Annotated in this window: 15 protein-coding genes; 6 read left to right on the top strand and 9 right to left on the bottom strand. The window is 69.3% G+C overall.

All coding sequences use genetic code 11. The features are described 5' to 3' along the window. The first annotated feature begins 98 nt into the window (after nt 1-98). On the top strand, nt 99-593 hold the full coding sequence (gene greA, locus AAHA49_RS01115) for a transcription elongation factor GreA (RefSeq protein ID WP_339394040.1): 495 nt from the start codon (nt 99-101) through the stop codon (nt 591-593). A 250-nt stretch (nt 594-843) separates the two neighbouring features. Here greA and AAHA49_RS01110 read toward each other — a convergent pair whose 3' ends face one another. Then, nucleotides 844-2,385 (bottom strand): AI-2E family transporter, encoded by a 1,542-nt coding sequence (locus tag AAHA49_RS01110; RefSeq protein ID WP_342036895.1) that lies wholly within the window; start codon nt 2,383-2,385, stop codon nt 844-846. A 100-nt stretch (nt 2,386-2,485) separates the two neighbouring features. On the opposite strand from AAHA49_RS01110, the gene AAHA49_RS01105 reads away from it, so the two are divergent. The 3 genes from AAHA49_RS01105 to AAHA49_RS01095 all read left to right on the top strand — a co-directional run bounded on the left by AAHA49_RS01105 (nt 2,486) and on the right by AAHA49_RS01095 (nt 6,073). Continuing rightward, nucleotides 2,486-3,466 (top strand): SGNH/GDSL hydrolase family protein, encoded by a 981-nt coding sequence (locus AAHA49_RS01105; RefSeq protein WP_339393023.1) that lies wholly within the window; start codon nt 2,486-2,488, stop codon nt 3,464-3,466. Beyond that, nucleotides 3,463-4,140 carry a Maf family protein gene (locus AAHA49_RS01100; RefSeq protein WP_339393022.1) on the top strand — a complete coding sequence of 226 codons (678 nt, stop codon included), beginning with the start codon at nt 3,463-3,465 and terminating at the stop codon, nt 4,138-4,140. Before AAHA49_RS01105 ends, AAHA49_RS01100 begins: the two co-directional genes overlap by 4 nt. Nucleotides 4,141-4,264: 124 nt before the next feature. After that, complete coding sequence (locus tag AAHA49_RS01095) at nt 4,265-6,073, top strand: acetyl/propionyl/methylcrotonyl-CoA carboxylase subunit alpha (protein WP_339393021.1); 1,809 nt, start codon at nt 4,265-4,267, stop codon at nt 6,071-6,073. A gap of 33 nt (nt 6,074-6,106) precedes the next feature. Here the strand turns inward: AAHA49_RS01095 and AAHA49_RS01090 are convergent, their stop codons facing one another. From AAHA49_RS01090 to AAHA49_RS01075, 4 genes are all read right to left on the bottom strand, one after another. Further along, nucleotides 6,107-7,393 carry an RNA polymerase sigma factor gene (locus AAHA49_RS01090; RefSeq protein ID WP_339393020.1) on the bottom strand — a complete coding sequence of 429 codons (1,287 nt, stop codon included), beginning with the start codon at nt 7,391-7,393 and terminating at the stop codon, nt 6,107-6,109. Further along, nucleotides 7,393-7,722 carry a YciI family protein gene (locus AAHA49_RS01085; protein ID WP_339393019.1) on the bottom strand — a complete coding sequence of 110 codons (330 nt, stop codon included), beginning with the start codon at nt 7,720-7,722 and terminating at the stop codon, nt 7,393-7,395. Before AAHA49_RS01085 ends, AAHA49_RS01090 begins: the two co-directional genes overlap by 1 nt. Nucleotides 7,723-7,839: 117 nt before the next feature. Continuing rightward, nucleotides 7,840-9,273 (bottom strand): NAD(P)H-quinone dehydrogenase, encoded by a 1,434-nt coding sequence (locus AAHA49_RS01080; protein WP_342036894.1) that lies wholly within the window; start codon nt 9,271-9,273, stop codon nt 7,840-7,842. Nucleotides 9,274-9,318: 45 nt separating this feature from the next. Continuing rightward, nucleotides 9,319-9,921 carry a gamma carbonic anhydrase family protein gene (locus tag AAHA49_RS01075; protein WP_339393017.1) on the bottom strand — a complete coding sequence of 201 codons (603 nt, stop codon included), beginning with the start codon at nt 9,919-9,921 and terminating at the stop codon, nt 9,319-9,321. 383 nt (nt 9,922-10,304) lie between these two features. On the opposite strand from AAHA49_RS01075, the gene AAHA49_RS01070 reads away from it, so the two are divergent. Continuing rightward, a complete protein-coding gene (locus tag AAHA49_RS01070; RefSeq protein WP_009374875.1) occupies nt 10,305-10,553 on the top strand; it encodes a WhiB family transcriptional regulator in 249 nt (82 codons plus the stop codon). Between the two features lie 146 nt (nt 10,554-10,699). Here AAHA49_RS01070 and AAHA49_RS01065 read toward each other — a convergent pair whose 3' ends face one another. Both AAHA49_RS01065 and AAHA49_RS01060 read right to left on the bottom strand, forming a co-directional pair. After that, entirely contained in the window at nt 10,700-12,214 is a 1,515-nt protein-coding gene (locus tag AAHA49_RS01065; protein ID WP_339393016.1) for a sensor histidine kinase, read from the bottom strand. 72 nt (nt 12,215-12,286) lie between these two features. Further along, complete coding sequence (locus AAHA49_RS01060; protein WP_342036893.1) at nt 12,287-17,173, bottom strand: NAD-glutamate dehydrogenase; 4,887 nt, start codon at nt 17,171-17,173, stop codon at nt 12,287-12,289. A gap of 143 nt (nt 17,174-17,316) precedes the next feature. Here AAHA49_RS01060 and AAHA49_RS01055 point away from each other — a divergent pair, with 143 nt between their 5' ends. Then, a complete protein-coding gene (locus AAHA49_RS01055) occupies nt 17,317-17,790 on the top strand; it encodes a DUF2505 domain-containing protein (protein WP_342036892.1) in 474 nt (157 codons plus the stop codon). Between the two features lie 29 nt (nt 17,791-17,819). On the opposite strand, the gene AAHA49_RS01050 is transcribed toward AAHA49_RS01055, so the two are convergent. Together AAHA49_RS01050 and AAHA49_RS01045 are read right to left on the bottom strand one after the other, a co-directional pair. Then, complete coding sequence (locus AAHA49_RS01050; RefSeq protein WP_342036891.1) at nt 17,820-18,263, bottom strand: DUF6912 family protein; 444 nt, start codon at nt 18,261-18,263, stop codon at nt 17,820-17,822. A 9-nt stretch (nt 18,264-18,272) separates the two neighbouring features. Further along, complete coding sequence (locus AAHA49_RS01045) at nt 18,273-19,481, bottom strand: CpaE/TadZ family protein (RefSeq protein WP_342036890.1); 1,209 nt, start codon at nt 19,479-19,481, stop codon at nt 18,273-18,275. Nucleotides 19,482-19,485 lie beyond the last annotated feature (4 nt).

Genomic DNA, 19,485 nt, shown 5'->3' with positions numbered 1-19,485 from the left:
GTTAGACTGTAGTTTCATTCACCGCCCGGGCGTATCCCACGCCCGGTTTTTCGTTGCCTGACGTGCCGTCAGCGCATCGAACCGAAGAAGGAGAAGTCATGACCGAGGATGTCACCCAGGAAGAGACATGGTTGACCCAGGAAGCCTTCGACCGCCTGTCGAAGGAACTTGAACACCTCTCCGGACCGGGACGTGCAGAGATTGCTGAGAAAATCGAAGCCGCCCGCGACGAGGGTGACTTGAAGGAGAACGGCGGCTATCACGCGGCACGCGAAGAACAGGGCAAGCAGGAGGCTCGCATCCGCCAGCTCGAGCAGCTGCTGCGCTCGGCGAAGGTCGGAGAGAGCGAGAGCGACGGCAAGACCGTCTCCCCCGGCTCCGTCGTGACCGCGAAGGTCGCCGGAAACGAGATGCGCTTCCTGCTCGGCAGCCGTGAGATCGCCGGCGACTCCGACATCGACGTGTTCTCGGAGAAGTCGCCGCTCGGCGCGGCCGTGCTCGGCGTCGCCGTGGGCGACAAGACGAGCTACGAAGCCCCCAACGGCAAGGAGATCGCCGTCGAGGTGACGAACATCGAGGCCTTCTCCGGCTGAGCTGACCTCGCAGAGAAGACCGGTGGGCGGGTGCGATCGCACCCGCCCACCGGTCTTCTCAATGTCTGCCCTCAGACGCGTGTCTCGGCGCTCGTGCCCGAAGATCTGCGCCGACACTCGTGCCCGAAGACGTGCGGAGAGTCGTCCGCGGGCCGGTACCTGGAGCCCCACGCAGGCAACCGCTCGACAGAAGTCCACACGCGCTGGATATGACCATCGCGTGTGGACTTCTGGCGAGCGGTTGTGTGTCTCAGCGGCCCTGCGGAGGTTCCTTGCCCTCTGGGGCGTCGGATTCCTTGGGGGTGTCGGAATCCCCGGAGGTGCCGGTGCCGGATGTGCCCGACGCGCCTGGGGGCTGCACGCCCTTCGCCCCGGCCGCGTCCGCGGAGTCCCCGGCTGCGTTCGCGCCCGCGGAGTCGCCGGCCCCGTCCGCACTTGAGGAATCCCCGCCGGCGGCGTGTGCGGCGGAGTGGTCGGCGCCCGCGTCGTCGATCGCCTCGGCGAGCTTGTCCTTCGCGGTTTCGAGGACGGCCTCCGCCTCGGTGTCGGGCTCGGCTTCGTCCAGCGGCCCGCCTCCGCGGGGGCCGTTGGCGTGGACGATGTAGCTGACGACGGTGTTGATCACCGCCACGGCAGGCACCGCGAAGAGCGCACCGACGATGCCGTAGAGGAAGCCGCCGGCGGCGACCGCGAGGACGACGGCGAGAGGATGGACGGACACGGCCTTGCCCATGAGGAACGGCTGGAGGACGTGGCCTTCGAGCTGCTGGACGCCGATGACGACGGCGAGCATGATCAGCGCCGCGACGAATCCGTTCGACACGAGCGCGACGACGACGGCGACGACGCCCGAGGCGATCGCACCGACGATCGGGATGAACGAGGCGAGGAAGACGAGCAGCGTCAGCGGGATGACGAGCGGGATGCCGAGGATCGCCGCGCCGATGCCGATGCCGATCGCATCGACGGCGGCGACGAGGATCTGCACCCGCACGTACTGGGTCAGCGTCGTCCAGCCGCGCTGGGCGGCGCCGATGGCCACCGGCTGGGCCGGCACCGGCAGCAGGTTCATCACCCAGCGGAAGATCCGCTTGCCGTCGTAGAGGAAGAAGAAGGTCGTGAACAGGCACAGGAGCAGTCCCGCGAGGAACGAGCCCACCGAGGAGGTCGCCTCCCACGCTCCCCCGAGCAGCTGCGAGCTGTTGTTCTGCAGGAAGTCCGTCGCCGACTTCACCCCGTCGTCGATGTAGCCGGAGATCGTCGTCGAGTCGAGGCCGAAGGGATTGTGGGCCAGCCAGCTGCTGATGCTCGAGAAACCGGTCATCACCTGACCGACGAGATCGGGCATCCCGGAGTAGATCTGCTGGCCGACGAGCGTGAAGAGTCCGGCGACGACGATGATGAATCCGAAGAACGCGATGATCGTCGCGAGCACCCGCGGCATCCCCTTCTTCGTCATCCACCCCGTCAGCGGCGCGAGCAGGGCCGTGAGCAGGAGCGCGATGAGCACCGGGAGGAGGACGTGCCAGACCTTCGCGAGCAGCCAGAACGCCACCCCGATCGCCACGAGGACGACGATCGAGCGCCACGACCAGGCGGCGGCGACCCGCAGCCCCGGGGACACGTAGGGTTCGGATGCGGATTCGATCCGGGAATGGGCGATCTCCACGGGATCGATCTCTCCCGCATGGCCTTCGTCGCTGGTCGGCTGCGCGTCGGCGTGTCCTCGGCGATGCGAGGCCCAGGCGGCGCGCAGCCGGTTCGGCGACGGCGTGTTCTCGTTCTCTGACATGCTCCAACAATAGTTGGTCACGACGCGTTCGAGGTGGAATGATGACCCGAGAGGGAGGGTGATTCTCGTGGGCAAGCGCATGCTCTACGCCGTTGCCACTATGACAGGGACGGCTGTCGGCATCGGCGCCTCCGCCGCCGGTCTGCTCCGCCACCAGGCCTCGTCCCTGCGTCGCGGCTTCGACGGCGACGGCGATCGCCCCTTCCCCACGATCGCCGAGGAGGTCTCCGCCCCGCCGGATCACGACGACGGCGGCACCGCCTCACTCGCCGTCATCGGCGACTCCTGGGTGTGCGGCATCGACGTCGACGACCCCGCCGACACCCCGGCCATGCTCATCGGACGCGGACTCGCCCGACTGTTGGGCACCGCGGTGCGCGTGCAGTCGACCGCCCGCCCCTCGGCACTCTCGGACACCCTCTCCGAGCAGGTCGATGAGATACTCAGCTCCGGTCGGCTCGCCCGCCACGGGTCTGATCCGTCGTCGGACCGTCGGCGGTTCGCGATCATCTCGATCGGCACCGGCGACGTCATCCATCCCATCCACGGACCGATCGGCATTCCCGCACTCAACCAGGCGATCAACCGCCTCCAGCGGGAGGGCCGCTATACCGTCTTCGTCCTCGTCTGCCCCAACCTCGGCGGACTGCCGGGGCTGCGCGACCCGCTCAAGACCACCCTGCGCCGCTCCTCCCGGGTCCTCGCCGGCTCCCAGTGGCTGGCAGCGCTCTCGGCTCGGGCCGTGCCCCTGCAGGCCACCGGGTCGCTCACCGGCACGACCCGGAAGTCCCTGCTCAACGAGTCGGGGCGGTTCCCCAGTGCGCTCGGCTACGCCCAGCTGGCCTCCACCGTGCTCTCGGCGATCGCCGAACGTCTCGAGGCCCCCATCGCCGTCGATCGCTCCCATGACATTCCCGACGACACCCGCGAGACGCCCGAGGACACGGCCGCAGCGTCGGACGCCGCCGGGACCGTCGCGTCCGAGGACGTCATGCCCGAGGGCGTCATGTCAGAGGACACAGCGTCGGAGACCGCTGCCGACGACCCGGTCGACCCGCAGACCGAGGGCCGAGCCGGATGATCCCGGTCGTCCTCGCCTCGCAGTCACCGTCGCGGCGCGCGATCCTCACGGCTTCCGGTATCGAGCCGACCGTCATCGTCTCCGAGGTCGACGAGGATGCGATCGAGGAGACGTTCTCCGGCGGCGTCGGTGACCTCACCACGGCCCTGTCCGAGGCGAAGGCCCGCGCCGTCGTCGACCGCATCGCCGCGATGCCGCCCGGTTCCCTGCCTGCCCCGCTCGCAGACGAGCTCAGCTGCGTCGTCATCGCCGGAGACTCCCTGCTCGAACATCGAGGCCAGGCGATCGGCAAACCCGGGACGGCGGAGAGGACCCGCGAGGTGTGGGCCGACATGGCCGGTGAGTGGACGACCCTGCACACGGGGCATTCGCTGGCCCTCCTCGAACGCGCGAGCACCGACGAACCGCTGGCGCTGCGCGACCTCCGCTCGGCCCGTTCGTCGACGGCCGTGCTCATCGGCACCCCGACTCCCGAGGAGCTCGAGGCCTACATCGCCACCGAGGAGCCGTTCCATGTCGCCGGGGCGCTGACGATCGACGGCTACGGCGGAGCCTTCGTCGACCGGCTCGACGGCGACCACCTCACCGTGCTCGGCCTCAGTCTGCCGACTGTGAGGCAACTCGCCCAGGAGATCGGCCTGTTCTGGCCCGACCTCTGGACGCCTCGGCGGTAGACTCGGAGCGGTCGAGAGGACACGCCCGAGGCGTTCGAAGTTTTCTCTCCCAGTTTTTATCGGTGTCCTACAAAGCGTTTGCGGCGATCCCTAAATTGATCTGTGATCATACAAAAGGAGCACCATGACCACAGTTCTCCCCGAAGAGACGACCGCACCGCTGTCCACCACCGTCCCCACTGCGCCCGTGCGCCGGGTCCTCATCGCCAACCGCGGTGAGATCGCCCTGCGCATCATCCGGGCTGCGCACGACCTGGGGATGAAAGCGGTCGCCGTCTACACTCGAGCCGATGCGGACGCAGAGTTCGTCTCGCTCGCCGACGACGCCTGGCTGCTCGAGGGCACCGGCGCCGGGGAGACCTACCTCGACATCGACAAGATCCTCGCCTTGGCAAAGCGCTCCGGAGCCGACGCGATCCATCCCGGCTACGGCTATCTCGCCGAGAACGCCCTCTTCGCCCAGGCCGTCATCGACGCCGGGCTGACCTGGATCGGCCCTCCCCCGGCCGCGATCGAACTCCTCGGCGACAAGTCGGGGGCCCGTGAGGTCGCCGAGGCAGTCGCAGCCCCCGTCGCCCCCGGCTCGGTCGGCGCCGTCGCCGATCTCGCCGAAGCCGCCGAGGTCGCAGACCGCATCGGCTACCCCGTCGTCATCAAGGCCGTCCACGGCGGCGGCGGTCGCGGATTCCGCGCCTGCCCGAGCGCCGACGACCTCGAAGCTGCGTTCACCGCAGCCACCCGTGAGGCGCTCGCGGCCTTCGGCCGCGGCGAATGCCTCATCGAGAAGCAGATCGTCCACCCCCGCCACATCGAGACGCAGTGCCTGGCCGACTCCTTCGGCAACGTCCGCGTCCTCTCCACCCGCGACTGCACACTCCAGCGCCGCAACCAGAAGATCGTCGAAGAGGCCCCGGCCCCGTTCCTCACCGAGGAGCAGGAGCGCATCGTCTCCGAAGCCTCGATCCGCGTGCTCGCCCACGTCGGCTACGTGGGGGCGGCGACGTGCGAGTTCCTGCTCGGCACCGACGGCACCATCATCTTCATGGAGGCCAATGCGCGCATCCAGGTCGAGCACACCGTCACCGAGGAGGTCACGGGAGTCGACCTCGTCGGCTGGCAGCTGCGCATCGCCTCGGGCGAGCAGCTTCCCGAGGCCTTCCCCGCCGTGCGCGGCCATGCGATCCAGTTCCGCATCAATGCCGAGGATCCCACGACGTTCTTCCCCGCCACCGGCACCGTGAAGAACTACCGCGCCCCTGCGGGTCCGGGTGTGCGCCTGGACTCCGGCATCGGCGAGGGCAGCGTCGTCGGCACCGACTTCGACCCGATGCTCGCGAAGCTCATCATCACCGGCGCCGACCGTGACCAGGCGCTCGCACGCTCGCGGCGCGCCCTGGCCGAATACCGCATCGACGGCGTCTCGACCCTGCTGCCGCTCCACCGCGTCCTCGTCTCGGAGCCCGCCTTCGCCGGTGACTTCGACGTGTGGACGAACTGGCTCGAGACCGCGTTCGTCAACCCGCTTGCCGCACCGACCACAGGAGATCACATGAGCACCACTGCCGACAGCTTCAGCGTCGTCGTCGAGGTCGACGGTCGCCGGATGACGGTCTCGGTCCCCAAGGACGTCATCTCCGACCTCGGCCACGTCCCCAGCCCCAGCGTGCCCCGCCGCAAGCGCAACCTGCGCCGCAAGGGCGCTCAGCTCGCCGACGAGTCCAACGCCCTCAACGCGCCCATGCAGGGCACGATCGTCTCCGTCGCCGTCGCCGCCGGTGACACGGTCGAAGCCGGTGACACCCTCGCCGTCATCGAGGCGATGAAGATGGAGCAGCCGCTCAAGGCCGGCCATTCGGGCACCGTCTCCGAGGTGCTCGTCGACGCCGGCACTGCCGTGAAGTCCGGCGAGCCGATCATCCGCTTCGCCGCCTGAGGCACCGCGCCGTCGCACGCTTTCCTGCCCGGTTCACCGACCGCTGTCGGTGAACCGGGCAGTGATGTATTCGGACTCCGCGTCATTGCCGGGGCACCCAAGCGCCGCCTCGACCGCCGCCTCGGCGTCCGCGTCCCGGCCCAGCTCCCGCAGCGTGATCGCTCGGGCGAGGTGGAAGGGGCGATGGCGGGAGAGCTGCGGATCATCAGCGAGCGCATCGAGGGCGGTGAGCGCCGCCCTCGGCCCGTCGACCCGACCGCGGACGACGGCGAGGTTGAGCCTGACCACCGGTGAGGGGTCGAGGCGGGCGAGCATCCGGTAGAGGAGGAGGATCTGCGGCCAGTCGGTGTCGGCGAAGGACGCCGCCTCGGCGTGGAGGGCGGCGATCGCCGCCTGCACCGTGTACGTTTCCGCCCCTGCCCGGCTGGTTCCTGCCCGAGCGGCGGCCGCACGGGCGAGTCCGAGCCCTTCGGCGATGAGCGCCGAATCCCAGTCCGCCCGGTTCTGCTCGGCCAAGGGCACCGGTGCGCCGTCGGCGGCGATCCGGGCTCCCGCCCGCGAACGGGTGAGCAGGAGAAGCGCGAGCAGACCCTGGGCCTCGACCTGCTCGGGCAGCAGCCGCACGAGGAGACGGCTGAGACCGATCGCCTCCTCCTGCACGTCGACGCGGGCGTGCGACCGACCCGTGGTCGCGACGAAGCCCTGGGTGAAGATGAGGTAGACGGCCCGCAGCACCCCGGGCAGCCGCTCGGCCAGCTGATCCGGTGCGGGGGCGCCGAAGGGGATCCCGGTCACGGTGATCCGCCTCTTCGCCCGCACGATCCGCTGCTGCATGGTTCTCGCGTCGACGAGGAAGGCCGCAGCGACCTCGGGCGTGGTCCAGCCGGCGAGGAATCGGAGGATGAGTGCGATCCGCTCGCTCTCCCCCAGCGTCGGATGGGAGCAGGTGAAGAACAGTCCCAGCCGTTCGTCGGGGATGTCGGCGGTGCTCAGGGCCTCGCCGAGGCGGTCGGCAGGATCGTCGTGGTCACCGGGCCGGGACTCGTCCTCGATGCGCAGCCGGGCGAGACTGCGGGCCCGGGCGCCGTCGGTGCGGATGAGGTCGATCGCCCGGTTCTTCGCCGTCGTCATCAGCCACGCCTGCGGACGGTCAGGGACCCCTCTGTCCGGCCACGTCTCGACAGCGCGGAGCATGGCCTCGGCCAGGGCCTCCTCGGCGAGATCGAGGTCGTGGAACTTCGCGGCCAGCGCCGCGAGCAGCCGCCCGCGTTCCTCCGCGCCGATCGCGGTGAGGACCCGGGCGGGCTCGGCCGGCTCCATCAGTAGTCGGCGACGGGCCGGATCTCGATATGGCCGAACCGCGATCCCGGGCTGCGCTTCGCCCATGCGATCGCCTCGTCGATCGAGGGCACCTCGATGACGTAGCTGCCGCCGACGAACTCACCGGATTCGGCGAACGGACCTGCGGTGACGACGGAGTCGCTGACCCTCACGGCGTGTTCGGGGCCCTCGAGGGCGAAGCCGCCGACGACGATGCCGGCGTCGGTGATCTCCTTGTCGAAGGCCATGAACTCGCTCGGATCGGGACCGCCGTCCTCGCCGCAGTCGGCGTCGGTGACGTTGCCCATGAGCAGCAGTGCGTACCTCATGTCTCTCTCCTCTTCTCGTGACGCCGACACGGCGCCGTGGGTGCCGGGCAGAAGCGTCCGACACCACTCTGACGCATCGGGGGAGGCGAAATCGGCAGGTGAGGAGGAAAGATTCTCCTACAGGTGCCGGTGGAGGCGACGCGAGGCTTCGGTGAGCGAGCCGCTCAGCGACGGGTAGACGACGAAGGAGGCCGAGAGCTGGTCGACGGTGAGACGGTTCTCCACGGCCATCGTGATCGGCAGGATGAGCTCGCTCGCCCGTGGGCCGACGACGACGCCGCCGAGGATCGACCCGGATCCGCGCCGGGCGAAGATCTTGACGAAGCCGTCCTCGATGCCGAGCATCTTCGCCCGCGGGTTCGTATCCAGGGGCAGCATGACGGTGTCGATGTCCGTGGGGTTCTCGCGGTAGTTCTGCTGCGTGAAGCCGACCGTGGCGATCTCCGGGGCCGTGAACACGTTCGAGGCGACGTTGCGCAGCTTGAGCGGCTGCACGGCATCGCCGAGGGCGTGCGACATCGCGATCCGACCCTGCATCGCCGCGACCGAGGCGAGCGGCAGCACACCGGTGCAGTCTCCGGCGGCGTAGATGCCGGGACGGTTCGTCCGGGCTACGCCGTCGACGACGATGTAGCCTGCGTCGTTGACCTTGACCCCGGCGGCCTCGAGGCCGAGGTCGGCGGTGTTGGGGATCGAGCCGACGGCCATGAGGCAGTGCGAGCCCTCGACCCGACGGCCGTCGGCGAGGGTGACCTCGACGCCGTTGTCCGTGCGCTTGACCGACTCCGCCCGGGACCGGGAGAGGACGTTCATGCCCTTCGTGCGGAAGACGAACTCGAGGACGTCGGCGGCGTCCTCGTCCTGACCGGGCAGGACCTTCTCACGGGAGGACACGAGCGTGACCTCGGCACCGAGGGCCCGGTAGGCGGAGGCGAACTCGGCGCCCGTGACGCCGGAGCCGACGACGATGAGGTGTTCGGGCAGGTCTTCGAGCTCGTAGAGCTGGGTCCAGGAGAGGATGCGCTCACCGTCGGGCTGCGCGGTGGCGAGCTCACGCGGGTGGGCGCCGACGGCGAGGAGGATCGTCGAGGCCCGCAGCGTGTACTCCGTGCCGTTGTGCTCGACGACCTCGACGCGGTCACGGCCGACGAGCTTCGCGCTGCCCTTGATGACCTTGACGCCGGCGCGGATGAGGCCGTCGTGGATGTCGTCGGACTGCGCGTTGGCCAGGGACACGATGCGTTCGTTGACGGCCTTGAGGTCCGCGGTCACCCGGTCGTGGTCGGGATGCTCCTCGGTCGTCTCGTCCTTGCCGGTGATGCGGATGCCCAGGCCCGCCGACCGTGTGATCTCGTCCATCATCTCCGCCGTGGCGATGAGGGACTTCGAGGGCACGACGTCGGTGACGACCGCGGCCCCGCCGCAGCGGTTGCGCTCGATGAGCATGACGTCGGCGCCGAGCTGGGCGGCGGCGAAGGCGGCTTCGTAGCCTCCCGGTCCCCCGCCGATGATGACGACACGATCTGCTGCGGATTCAAATTCTTCGTTCACGACCCAATCCTCTCAAATCGCCCTGGCCGGGGCGAATGAACTCTCTCAGTACTCGGCCGTGTCGGCGGACGGCTCTGCTGCGTCGGCGGATCGCCCTGCCGTGTCGGCGGGGTCGACCTCCTCGGCGGTGTCCCGGTGAAGGGCGGAGAGCGCGACGTAGGCCTGGGCGTTCTCCCGGACCTTGGCCACCCCCTCCTCCGTCATCTCCCGCCGCACCTTGCCCGGCACCCCGGCCACGAGGGAGCGGGGCGGGATCTCGGTGCCTTCGAGGACGACGGTGCCAGCGGCGATGAGGGATTCGGTGCCGATGCGGGCGTCATTGAGCACGGTCGCGTGCATGCCGATGAGGACGTCGTCGTCGACCCGGGCCCCGTGGACGAGGGCCTGGTGTCCGATCGACACGCGCCTGCCGATGACGACGGGCTTGCCCTCGTCGGTGTGCATGACGGTGTTGTCCTGGACGTTCGAGTCCTCGCCGATAGTGATCGGGGCCTTCTCCGCCCGCAGCACGCAGCCGTAGAAGACTCCCGCGCCCTTCTCCACCCGGACGTCGCCGACGAGGGTCGCACCGGCGGCGACGAACGCTCCGGGGTCGATCTGCGGGGTGTGCCCGCCGACTGCGATGATGCGTGCCTGCGATTCCGTCATGAGTCCTCCATCGGTTCTCGTCCCAGTGCTGTCATCGGCCGCGCGGACACAGCGTCGTGACCGGTGGCAGCCGTTGCCAGTCTACTGCCGGAACCGCCGTGAACCGGGGGTCGTCTCGGGGGCTGACCTGCGCGGCGACTTCACGTCCGCGGCAGACTCCATTCACGTCTGAGACATCCTCCTTCTGCAGAGTGAGACGCGCGGTGGACGGATTTGCGTCGAGCACCCCATAGCAGGAGAATGGGCAGAATATTTGTCAGAAACTTCACACTGCCAGACTCTTGTGCGCCCAAAACGGTTATGTGAACCTTGACTGTGAGAGTTGCGCGCCGCTGTTGTCGTGCGCGCACACCGAGTTTCATCATCTCCGTCGAAAGGTCACCATGGATTGGCGACATCGTGCAGCATGCCTCAATGAGGACCCGGAACTGTTCTTCCCCATCGGCAACACGGGTCCGGCTCTGCTCCAGATCGAAGAGGCTAAGACTGTGTGCCGTCGTTGCGAAGTGGCCGAGACCTGCCTCCAGTGGGCGCTCGAATCCGGTCAGGATGCCGGCGTCTGGGGTGGACTGAGCGAAGACGAGCGTCGTGCGCTCAAGCGCCGTGCGGCCCGTGCCCGTCGCGCAGGCTGAGGTCGCCTGCACTCACCAGAGTCCCCTGCTCGGACCACGATCACCGTGATTCGAGCTGGGGACTCTGTCATGTCCGCACCGACTCCGGCCCCTGCTCCCGCACAGACGTCGGAGTCCGGGGCAGAGGAGTCCGGGGCGGAGGGGTCTCAGTCGTAGGAGTCGGGACGCAGCGGCACATCGAGGATCGCCTCGGTGCCCCCGCCCTCGCGCTCGCGCCACTGGATCGATCCGGCGAGGTCGGCGGAGACGAGGGTGCGCACGATCTGCGTGCCCAGACCGTTGCCCGGGCTCACCGCCTCGCCGAGGCCGACGCCGTCGTCGGCGATCGTCACGTGGAGATGGTCGCCGTCGCGTTCGGGGATGACCCACACGTGTCCTTCGAGCGTCTCGCCCGGGGCCAGTCTCTCCTGCTTCTCGAGCGGGAAGCCGTGTTCGATCGCGTTCGTGATCAGCTCGGTGATCGCCAGCGCCAACGAGGTGGCGTCGGCCGAGGAGATCGTGCCGAAGCTGCCCTTGCGCTGCAGGCTGACCTGGACGAGCGGGCTCGTCAGCTCAGGGGTGAGCCGCAGCCCCTTGTCGACGACCTCGTCGAAGTCGACCTCGGACTCCACTCCCTGGCTGAGCACATCATGGACGACGGCGATGATCGAGACCCGGCGCATCGCCTCCGAGAGCGCGGCCTTCGCATCAGGTGAGTCGATGCGCCGCGTCTGCAGCCGCAGCAGGGCCGAGACCGTCTGGAGGTTGTTCTTCACCCGGTGGTGCATCTCCTTGATCATCGCGTCGCGGGAGAGAAGCTCCCGTTTGCGCCGCCGGATCTCCGAGACGTCCCTGGCCAGCACGATCGCCCCGGTCCGCTGCCCTGAGTCGGTGAGCGGAATCGCCCGCAGCGACACACTTGTGCGCCCGACCTCGAGTTCGGTCCGCCACGGCGCCCTGCCCGTGAGCACGAGCGGCAGGGTCTCGTCGACCTGCCGCAGCTCCGTGCTCAGACTCGAGACCACCTCGGCGAGGTAGGCGCCTTCGATCTCCCCGCCGTGGCCGAGCCGGTGCATGAGGGAGACGGCGTTCGGGGAGGCGTACTGGACGCGGGAGTCCCGGTCGAGGACGAAGATCCCGTCACCGACCCGCGGCTCCCCGTGCCGCACGCCGCTGGGCGCCTCCCGGTCGGGGAACGTTCCCTGGGCGACCATGGTCAGCAGGGCGAGAGCGGCCTCCAGGTAGTGCTTCTCCAGGCGCGAGGATCCCCGCCGGCGCAGGCCCTCCGAATAGCGCACGAGGATCGCGATCGTCTCCCCGTGACGGTTGAGCGGGACCGCCTCGGCGCACACCTCGGTCTCCTCGGTGCCGGCGTTGACCCCGAGATCCTTGGCCGGAGCCGTCTCGGTGACGAGTGCGCCCGAGGCCACGGCGGCACCGAGGAGGTCGCGTTCGAGGCCCGTGGCCCGGGCGCCGAGGAGGTCGCGGTTGAACAGCGTGGGCCCCGTCGTCGGACGGGCATGGGCGACGACGGTGTAGGCGCCGCTGGCCGAGGGCACCCAGAGGACGAGGTCGGCGAAGGAGAGGTCGGCGATGAGCTGCCAGTCCCCCACGAGCAGATGGATGTACTCGACATCCGCCTCATCGGTGATGCCTTCGGCGGCGAGCTGTTCGTTGAGCACGGGTCCTCTGTTCTGTGAAAGCCGGTGGGAGACCTCAGCGGGCCCGGAGCAGCGCTCCGGACCCGCCGTCGATCAGGCGCTGTGCTCGGACTCCCAGGCCGAGGAGCGCACGACGCCGCGCAGCATGCGCAGCAGCACCGACAGCGGCGCCTGCGTCACGGTGTCGAGGGCGAGCACGGTCTCGATCGTCTCGAGCACACGCTCGGCGACGGTCTCGTTGCGCTCGAGCCATTCGGCCAGGCGCTGCTTGGCGCGTTCGTCCGGGGTCCCCGAGATCGGGGTGTCCGTGGCGGCGATGACGGAACCGGCGACCGAGAGGATCGCGGAGTAGAAGTCGTCGCGCAGCGAACCGCGGGCCAGTGCCGACCAGCGATCGGAGCGGTCGAGATCGCCGATGGCCGCGAGCACCTGCGACCCGGAGAACTTGTCGTTGACGGCGTAGTACACCTCGGCGACGTCCTCCGCGGACTCATTCGTCCGGGCGGCGAGCTGGGTGATGTCGAGGAGGGCGAACTCGTCGAGCAGCGCCGCCGCCCGCCACGCCAGCTCCTGCGGCACACCCTCATCGATGTACTCCTGCGCCTTGGCGGCCATCGCCTCGGCGTCGAAGCCGTCGACGAGATCGGGCACGCGCTGCCGCAGGGCGGCGACGACCTTGCCGTAGAGCTCGATGCCCGAATCGACGTCGAGGGTGTCCGGGGCCTGCTGGACGAGCCAGCGCGAGGACCGGTCGAGCAGCCGCACGTAGTCGTGCTGGAGCTGGACCTGGACGGCCGTGGGCACCTCGTTGTCGAGTGCGGTGACCGCGTCGAAGAAGTCGTCGAGGCCGAAGATCTCGGAGACGACGACGAAGACGCGGGCGATCTGCGGCACCGAGGCCGGAGTCTCCTCGAGCATCCGGTAGACGTAGGTGAGTCCGCCCCGGTCGACCATGCGGTTGACGAGCTTGGCCGTGGCGATCTCCCGGTGCAGCGGGTGCTCGGGGATGAGCTGCCCGTACTGCTCGACGAGGGCGTCGGGGAAGTAGCCGGCGAGCTCACGCTGCATCCACGGTTCGTCGGGCACGACGCTGCCCAGGATCTCATCGGCGGCGTGCATCTTCGCATACGCGAGCAGCACCGCGAGCTCCGGGGAGACGTACGAGCTGAACTCCCGCTTGGCGAGCTCCTCGGCATTGGGCAGGAACTCGACGTGACGGTCGAGGTCGGCGTGCTTCTCGAGGTAGCTGAGCATCCGACCGTAGGTGCCCGACATCGACTCCGTCTGCGAACGCGCCTCACCGAGGACGACGTTCTGGGAGTAGTTGTTCGCCAGCACCCGCTCGGCGACGTCGTCGGTGAACGACAGCAGCACCGTCTCGCGGTCCTCGGCTGCGAACGCGCCCTTGTGGAGCAGGGTGCGCAGCAGCAGCTTGATGTTGACCTCGTGGTCGGAGCTGTCCACACCGGCGGAGTTGTCGACGGCGTCGGTGTTGATCGCGACCCCGTTCAGTGCCGCCTCGACGCGGCCGAGCTGGGTCACGCCGAGGTTGCCGCCCTCGCCGATGACCCGTGCCCTGACGTCGTCGCCGTCGATCCGGATCGCGTCGTTGGACTTGTCCCCGACGTCACCGTGGCTCTCCGAGCTCGACTTGATGTACGTGCCGATGCCGCCGTTGTAGAGCAGGTCGACGGGGGCTGCGAGGATCTCGGACATGAGCTCGGCCGGGCTGCGCCTGCCGGGGTCGACGCCGAGGGCGGCCGCCGCCTCGGGGCTGAGATCGATCGACTTCGCCGAGCGCGGGAAGACGCCGCCGCCTGCCGAGATGAGGTCCCGGTCATAGTCCTGCCACGAGGACCGGGGCAGATCGAAGAGCCGGCGTCGTTCGACGAAGCTCGTCGCGGCGTCCGGGTTGGGATCGATGAAGATGTCGCGGTGGTCGAAGGCGGCGACGAGGCGGATGTGCTCGCTGCGGAGCATGCCGTTGCCGAAGACGTCGCCGCTCATATCGCCGATGCCCACGACCGTGAAGTCGTCTTCGGCGGTGTTGACGTCGAGTTCGCGGAAGTGGCGTTCGACGGACTTCCACGCACCGCGGGAGGTGATCGCCATCTTCTTGTGGTCGTAGCCGACGGAGCCGCCGGAGGCGAATGCGTCGCCGAGCCAGAAGCCGCGGCGCTCGGCGATCGCATTGGCGACGTCGGAGAAGCGCGCGGTGCCCTTGTCGGCGGCGACGACGAGGTAGTAGTCGTCGCCGTCATGGCGGACGACCCGGTCGGGGTGGACGACCTGCTGGGTGCCGTCGGCGGCGTAGACGAGGTTGTCGGCGACCTCGAGGAGGCTTTCGATGAAGACCTCGTAGGCGGCCTGACCGGCAGCCATCCACGCGTCGCGGTCGCTCATCGGGGGCAGCTGCTTGGGGAAGAACCCGCCCTTGGCGCCGGTGGGGACGATGAGCGCGTTCTTGACCATCTGCGCCTTGACGAGGCCGAGGACCTCGGTGCGGAAGTCATCGCGCCGGTCCGACCAGCGCAGACCGCCGCGGGCGACGGTGCCGAAGCGCAGGTGGACGCCTTCGACCTGCGGGGAGTACACCCACATCTCGAGCGCCGGCTTCGGCTTCGGCACGAAGCTGAGCTCGGTGGGCCGGATCTTGAGCACGAGCGCTGTGGGCAGCTGACCGGAGGCGTTCTGGAAGTAGTTCGTGCGCAGGGTCGCCCGGAGCAGTTCGAGCGAGGAGCGCAGCACGCGGTCGGCGTCGAGGCTCGCGACGTCGCCGAGTGCGGTCTCGATCGCCTGGTCGATGCCCATCATCGCCTCATCGCGTCCAGCGTCATCGGCGTCGGGGTCGAACTTCGCGAAGAAGTAGTCCACGAGGAGGCGGGAGATCTCCGGGTTGTCGCTGTAGACCTCCCCGACGTAGGCGTCGGAGTAGGTGAAGCCGGCCTGGCGGAGGTACTTGCCCAGCGCCCGGATGATCGTCACCTGCTGCCAGTCGAGGCCGGAGACGACGAGCCGGTCGAAGACGCCGGCCTCCTTGCGGCCCTCCCAGCCTGCCATGAAGGCCTGGGCGACCCGTTCGCAGTCGCCGTCGCCGAGTTCGCGGTCGAAGCGCAGCCCGAAGTCGTAGATGTAGCGGTGGCTGCCGTCGGCGAGGTCGAGTTCGTAGGGGCGCTCGTCGAGGACGGTGGCCCCGAACGCGGTGAGGAACGGCAGGACCGCGGACAGTCCCACCCGCTCGTCACGGTAGAGGGCCAGACGCACCGGGGCGTCCTCGTCGTCGTTCGGACGGTAGAGGCGTACGGCCGCACCCTCACCGGCATCGAGCGCTTCGAAGCGGGCGACGTCGGCGACGGCGTCGGCGGGGGTGTGGTATTCGCCGTAGCCGGGCGGGAAGGCCCGCGACCACAGGTCGGCCCGGGCCAGGGCGGTGCCGCTGTCGCCGCGTTCGGCGGGGGCGAGGAAGGCATGGACGTCCTCGGCCCACGACCGGACCGCGGCGACGATGCGCTTCTCCACGGTCTCCGGGTCGATCTGGGGCAGCTCCTCGTCGCGGGCGACGCGGGCGACGAAGTGGATGCGCGCGAGCGCGGATTCCGTGAGCAGGACGTCGAAGTCGACGCTCTCGGCGTTGTAGAACTGCTTGAGCACCTCCTGGACGCGCACGCGGGCCGCGGTGTCGTAGAGGTCGCGCGGCAGGTAGAGGATGACGGAGACGAAGCGCTGGTAGGGGTCGCTGCGGACGAAGACGCGGGACTGGCGGCGCTCCTGCATGTCGACGATCTGCATGACGACGTCGAAGATCGCCTGCGTGTCCTCGTGCAGGAGGTCATCGCGCGGGTAGGTCTCGAGGATGCCGAGGAGCTCGTTGGCCGAATGCGAACCCGTCGGGAAGCCGCTGGCGGACAGGATCTTGCGCACCTTGCGGTTGATGACAGGGATGTTGAGCACGCTGTCGTTGTAGAACTCGGGTTTGAAGACGCCGACGAAGCGGCGTTCGCCGACGATCTGACCGGACTCGTCGAAGGTCTTGACCCCGATGTAGTCCATGAACGACCCGCGGATGACGCGCGAGCGCGAATTCGCCTTCGTGAGCACGAGGACGTGCGGTTCGAGCGCCTTCTCCGCGACTGCGTTCGACAGCGGCGACTTGACCAGCGGACGCAGGGCCGAGATGCCCAGGGAGGTGTGCTCGATCGGTTCGAGGCTGCTCGACTCGGCGTCGTGGCTGTAGTCGTACTCGCGGTAGCCGAGGAAGGTGAAGTGCCCGTCGAGCCAGGTGAGCAGCTCGGCCGCGGCTTCGGCCTCGGAGGCGAGCTCGGGGCGCGGGGGGCGGGCCTGGAGTTCGGCGGCGATCGACTTCGCCTTCTCGGCCATCGCCTCCCCGTCCTTCGCGGCCGCAGCGACGTAGTCGAGGACGCTGCGCAGCTGGGTCTCGAGAGCGGCGAAGTCCTCTTCGGGCAGGCGGTCGATCTCGAGGCGGATCCACGACTGCTGATGTGGATTGTCGGCAGTCGGTTCGACGATGGTCTCGCTGATCACGGGGATGCCCGCGGTGTCGGCGGACACGGCCGGGGCCTCGGCGGGCGAGAGGATGCTCAGGTTCGCCCCGTGGCCGTCGACGGCGATGATCGGGTGGTGGACGAGGCGGATCGCGCGGCCGCTCGCGGCGAGGTCGGAGACGATCGAGGACACCAGGTGCGGCATGTCGGGCAGGACCATGGCGATCACAGTGTGGTTGTCGAGGTACTCCGGGGAGTCGACCGAGGGGTTGTAGATGCTGATCGCCGGAGTCGTGCCGTCGTATTCGAGACCGAGTGCGTAGTGGGTGGCTGCGGCGGCCGCGAGAGCCTCAGCTCCCGCCTCGGCGGTGCCCGGTTCGAACCGGGGATAGTACGCTTCGATGAAATTCTCCGGGGCGCCCTGCCCCTTCTGCTTCCTCCACTCTCCAGCAATGTCCGAAAATGAGACCTGAGACACCTTTACACCTCTACGATCAGCGCACAATGATTGTCGCCGGCTCGACTCCGGGCCGGCACCCCCAACACTATGCCCAATCGGCGACAAAGGCACGCCGGTCAGCGTGCCGCGCCGGGAGCGTTTCCGGCTGGCAGACTGGGACCATGCGAACTCTGACACTCAGCCACGACTACACGGTCGGACTCCCCGACTTCCTCGCCGCCCTCGCCGCCGCCTCGACGTGGGAGGAGCTCGGTTCCCGGGCGAGCACCCAGCGGGTCGATCCCGACACCGAGGTCACCGTGCGCACTCAGGTGCCGGCGAACGAGCTGCCCTCCACCCTGGCCTCGCAGCTGCCCGCGGGCGCCGAGCTCGTCGAGGTCTACATGGTCCCCGGCGACGTCATCGGGGATGCCGCCGAGGTGCGGATGACCGCCCACGCGGCCGGGGTACCGGTCGAGATCGACGCGCTCATCACGCTGACCGGGCGCGGCACCGGCACGGCCCTGGAGATCCGCGCCGAGATCAGCTCCTCGGTGCCTCTGTTCGGCTCGATGATCGAACAGGCGCTCGTGCCCATCCTCGAGGCCCGCCTGACCGAGCGCCTCGACGCGCTCGCGGAGATCGCCGTCGGCTGAGACCCGGCGATCAGCCGCCGAGGTGCGGCTCAGCCGCGTTCGCGCAGCAGGTCGCCCAGTTCGCTGCGGTCGTACCAGAGCAGATCGGAATCGCCGAGGAGGTCCTCCCCTGCCTCGACCCCACCTGCATGCACTGCTGCGTCCCAGACCGGGGCCTCGTCGAGGTGGAAGCTCGCAATACGGTCCGTCTCGACCGTCTCGAGGGTGAGCAGGTCGAAGCCGTCGGTGAGCGGCCGGCGGGGTGCGGTCTCCGATGCGTCGTAGGCGACGACGACACGCGGCGTGGGCGGTTCCGCGCCCAGGGCCTCGGTCGCGGCGAAGACCGCGGCGATGCTCATCGCGGCGAACTCGGACTCCTCGGCGTCGTCGGGGCGCAGGTCCGCGACCGCGATGTCAGGGGCGACGGCGATCGCCGTGTCGAGTCCCTTGTCGAGTGCGGCGAGCGTGGTGGGAATGTAGCAGCGTACGGCCATGGCTCCATCCTACGATCGCAGCCGCTCGCGCCTACGGGCGCGCTTGTGCGCGGGGACCAGCTGGGCCGCCGCCTCGGCGAACTCCCGGGTCAGAGCCGAGCGCGGGTTGGCCTCGCCCAGGGTGCGCCCGGCCAGCAGTGCGGCGTCGACGCTCGCCCGGTCGTCGCTGAAGACGAAGTCGGGCGCCCTGCCTGCGAACCGCTCGAGCGCCTCGCGGATGCGGGCCTCGGCGGGGGCGCCGACCGCCGAGGCGCGCACCTTCGTGATCCCGATGCGCATGCGCTCCCGCAGCGTCTCGGCCCGATCCGTGCCGAGGAGGCGCACGAGCTTCTGCAGTCCGATGGGGTCGCCTGAGGCAAGCACGAGGACCGTGTCGGCTGCGTCGAGGGCGGACCGCGTCGCAGCGTGCCGGTCGTAGAAGGGGTCGGCGAAGTCGTCGTCGGGATCGAGGCGGTCGGAGACGTCGACGATGACCACGTCGTAGAGGCCCGCGAGATCGTGGAGCACGGTGCGCAGCACCGCCCCGCGCACCTCCGGCCAGCGTTCGGGGCGGGTGAGACCGGTGACGACGTGGAAGTCCTCACGCACACTCGCATGCGGCACCGCGGCGACCTCGGTGGGCGGGGACTTCTCCGCGGTGAGCCGGCACAGGCTCGCCAGATGCGAGGACTCCTCCGTCAGGCCCAGCGTCGTCGCCGCCATCGCCCCGACCGTGTCGGCGTCGACGAGGACGCTGCGGTTCCCGAGCCGGGCCGCCTGATCGGCGAGGTTGACCGCCGTGAGCGTCCGGCCGGGTGAGGACCCGGTCCCCCACACCGTGATGATCCGCCCTTTCGCCCGTCCGCGGCTCGGCGGAGCGCTCGGGCGGGGTGGGACGACGGCGCTGCGGAGGACGTCGTCGAGCGCTCGGGAGACCACAGCCGCCTCTGCCGTCGCCGGCACCGAGGCGGTGATCCCGAGGCGGGCGAGAGCCGATTCGTCTGCGCCGACGCCGAGCACCTTCGTGCCGGTGGCCTGGATCTGGGCGACGACCTCGGCGTCGAGGCCGGGGAAGTACTCGCCGAGGATCGCCACGTCGGCGTCCCCGGTCCGGCACAGCGCGAGGAGTTCGACTTCGTCGGCCGGTCTGGCGACGACCTCGACGTCGTCGAGGTCGCTCAGGAGCTCGAAGAGGATGAGATCGAACTCGAAGTCGACGGCGAGGAGGACCTGGGGCATCGCG

Source organism: Brevibacterium ammoniilyticum (assembly GCF_038429965.1).
GTDB lineage: Bacteria > Actinomycetota > Actinomycetes > Actinomycetales > Brevibacteriaceae > Brevibacterium > Brevibacterium ammoniilyticum.
This window is presented reverse-complemented; position numbering and strand designations above follow the sequence as displayed.

Coding starts and splice junctions, on each gene's coding strand:
- greA (WP_339394040.1), top strand. CDS start 99: ATGACCGAGGATGTCACCCAGGAAGAGACATGGTTGACCCAGGAAGCC.
- AAHA49_RS01110 (WP_342036895.1), bottom strand. CDS start 2,385: ATGTCAGAGAACGAGAACACGCCGTCGCCGAACCGGCTGCGCGCCGCC.
- AAHA49_RS01105 (WP_339393023.1), top strand. CDS start 2,486: ATGACAGGGACGGCTGTCGGCATCGGCGCCTCCGCCGCCGGTCTGCTC.
- AAHA49_RS01100 (WP_339393022.1), top strand. CDS start 3,463: ATGATCCCGGTCGTCCTCGCCTCGCAGTCACCGTCGCGGCGCGCGATC.
- AAHA49_RS01095 (WP_339393021.1), top strand. CDS start 4,265: ATGACCACAGTTCTCCCCGAAGAGACGACCGCACCGCTGTCCACCACC.
- AAHA49_RS01090 (WP_339393020.1), bottom strand. CDS start 7,393: ATGGAGCCGGCCGAGCCCGCCCGGGTCCTCACCGCGATCGGCGCGGAG.
- AAHA49_RS01085 (WP_339393019.1), bottom strand. CDS start 7,722: ATGAGGTACGCACTGCTGCTCATGGGCAACGTCACCGACGCCGACTGC.
- AAHA49_RS01075 (WP_339393017.1), bottom strand. CDS start 9,921: ATGACGGAATCGCAGGCACGCATCATCGCAGTCGGCGGGCACACCCCG.
- AAHA49_RS01070 (WP_009374875.1), top strand. CDS start 10,305: ATGGATTGGCGACATCGTGCAGCATGCCTCAATGAGGACCCGGAACTG.
- AAHA49_RS01055 (WP_342036892.1), top strand. CDS start 17,317: ATGCGAACTCTGACACTCAGCCACGACTACACGGTCGGACTCCCCGAC.
- AAHA49_RS01050 (WP_342036891.1), bottom strand. CDS start 18,263: ATGGCCGTACGCTGCTACATTCCCACCACGCTCGCCGCACTCGACAAG.
- AAHA49_RS01045 (WP_342036890.1), bottom strand. CDS start 19,481: ATGCCCCAGGTCCTCCTCGCCGTCGACTTCGAGTTCGATCTCATCCTC.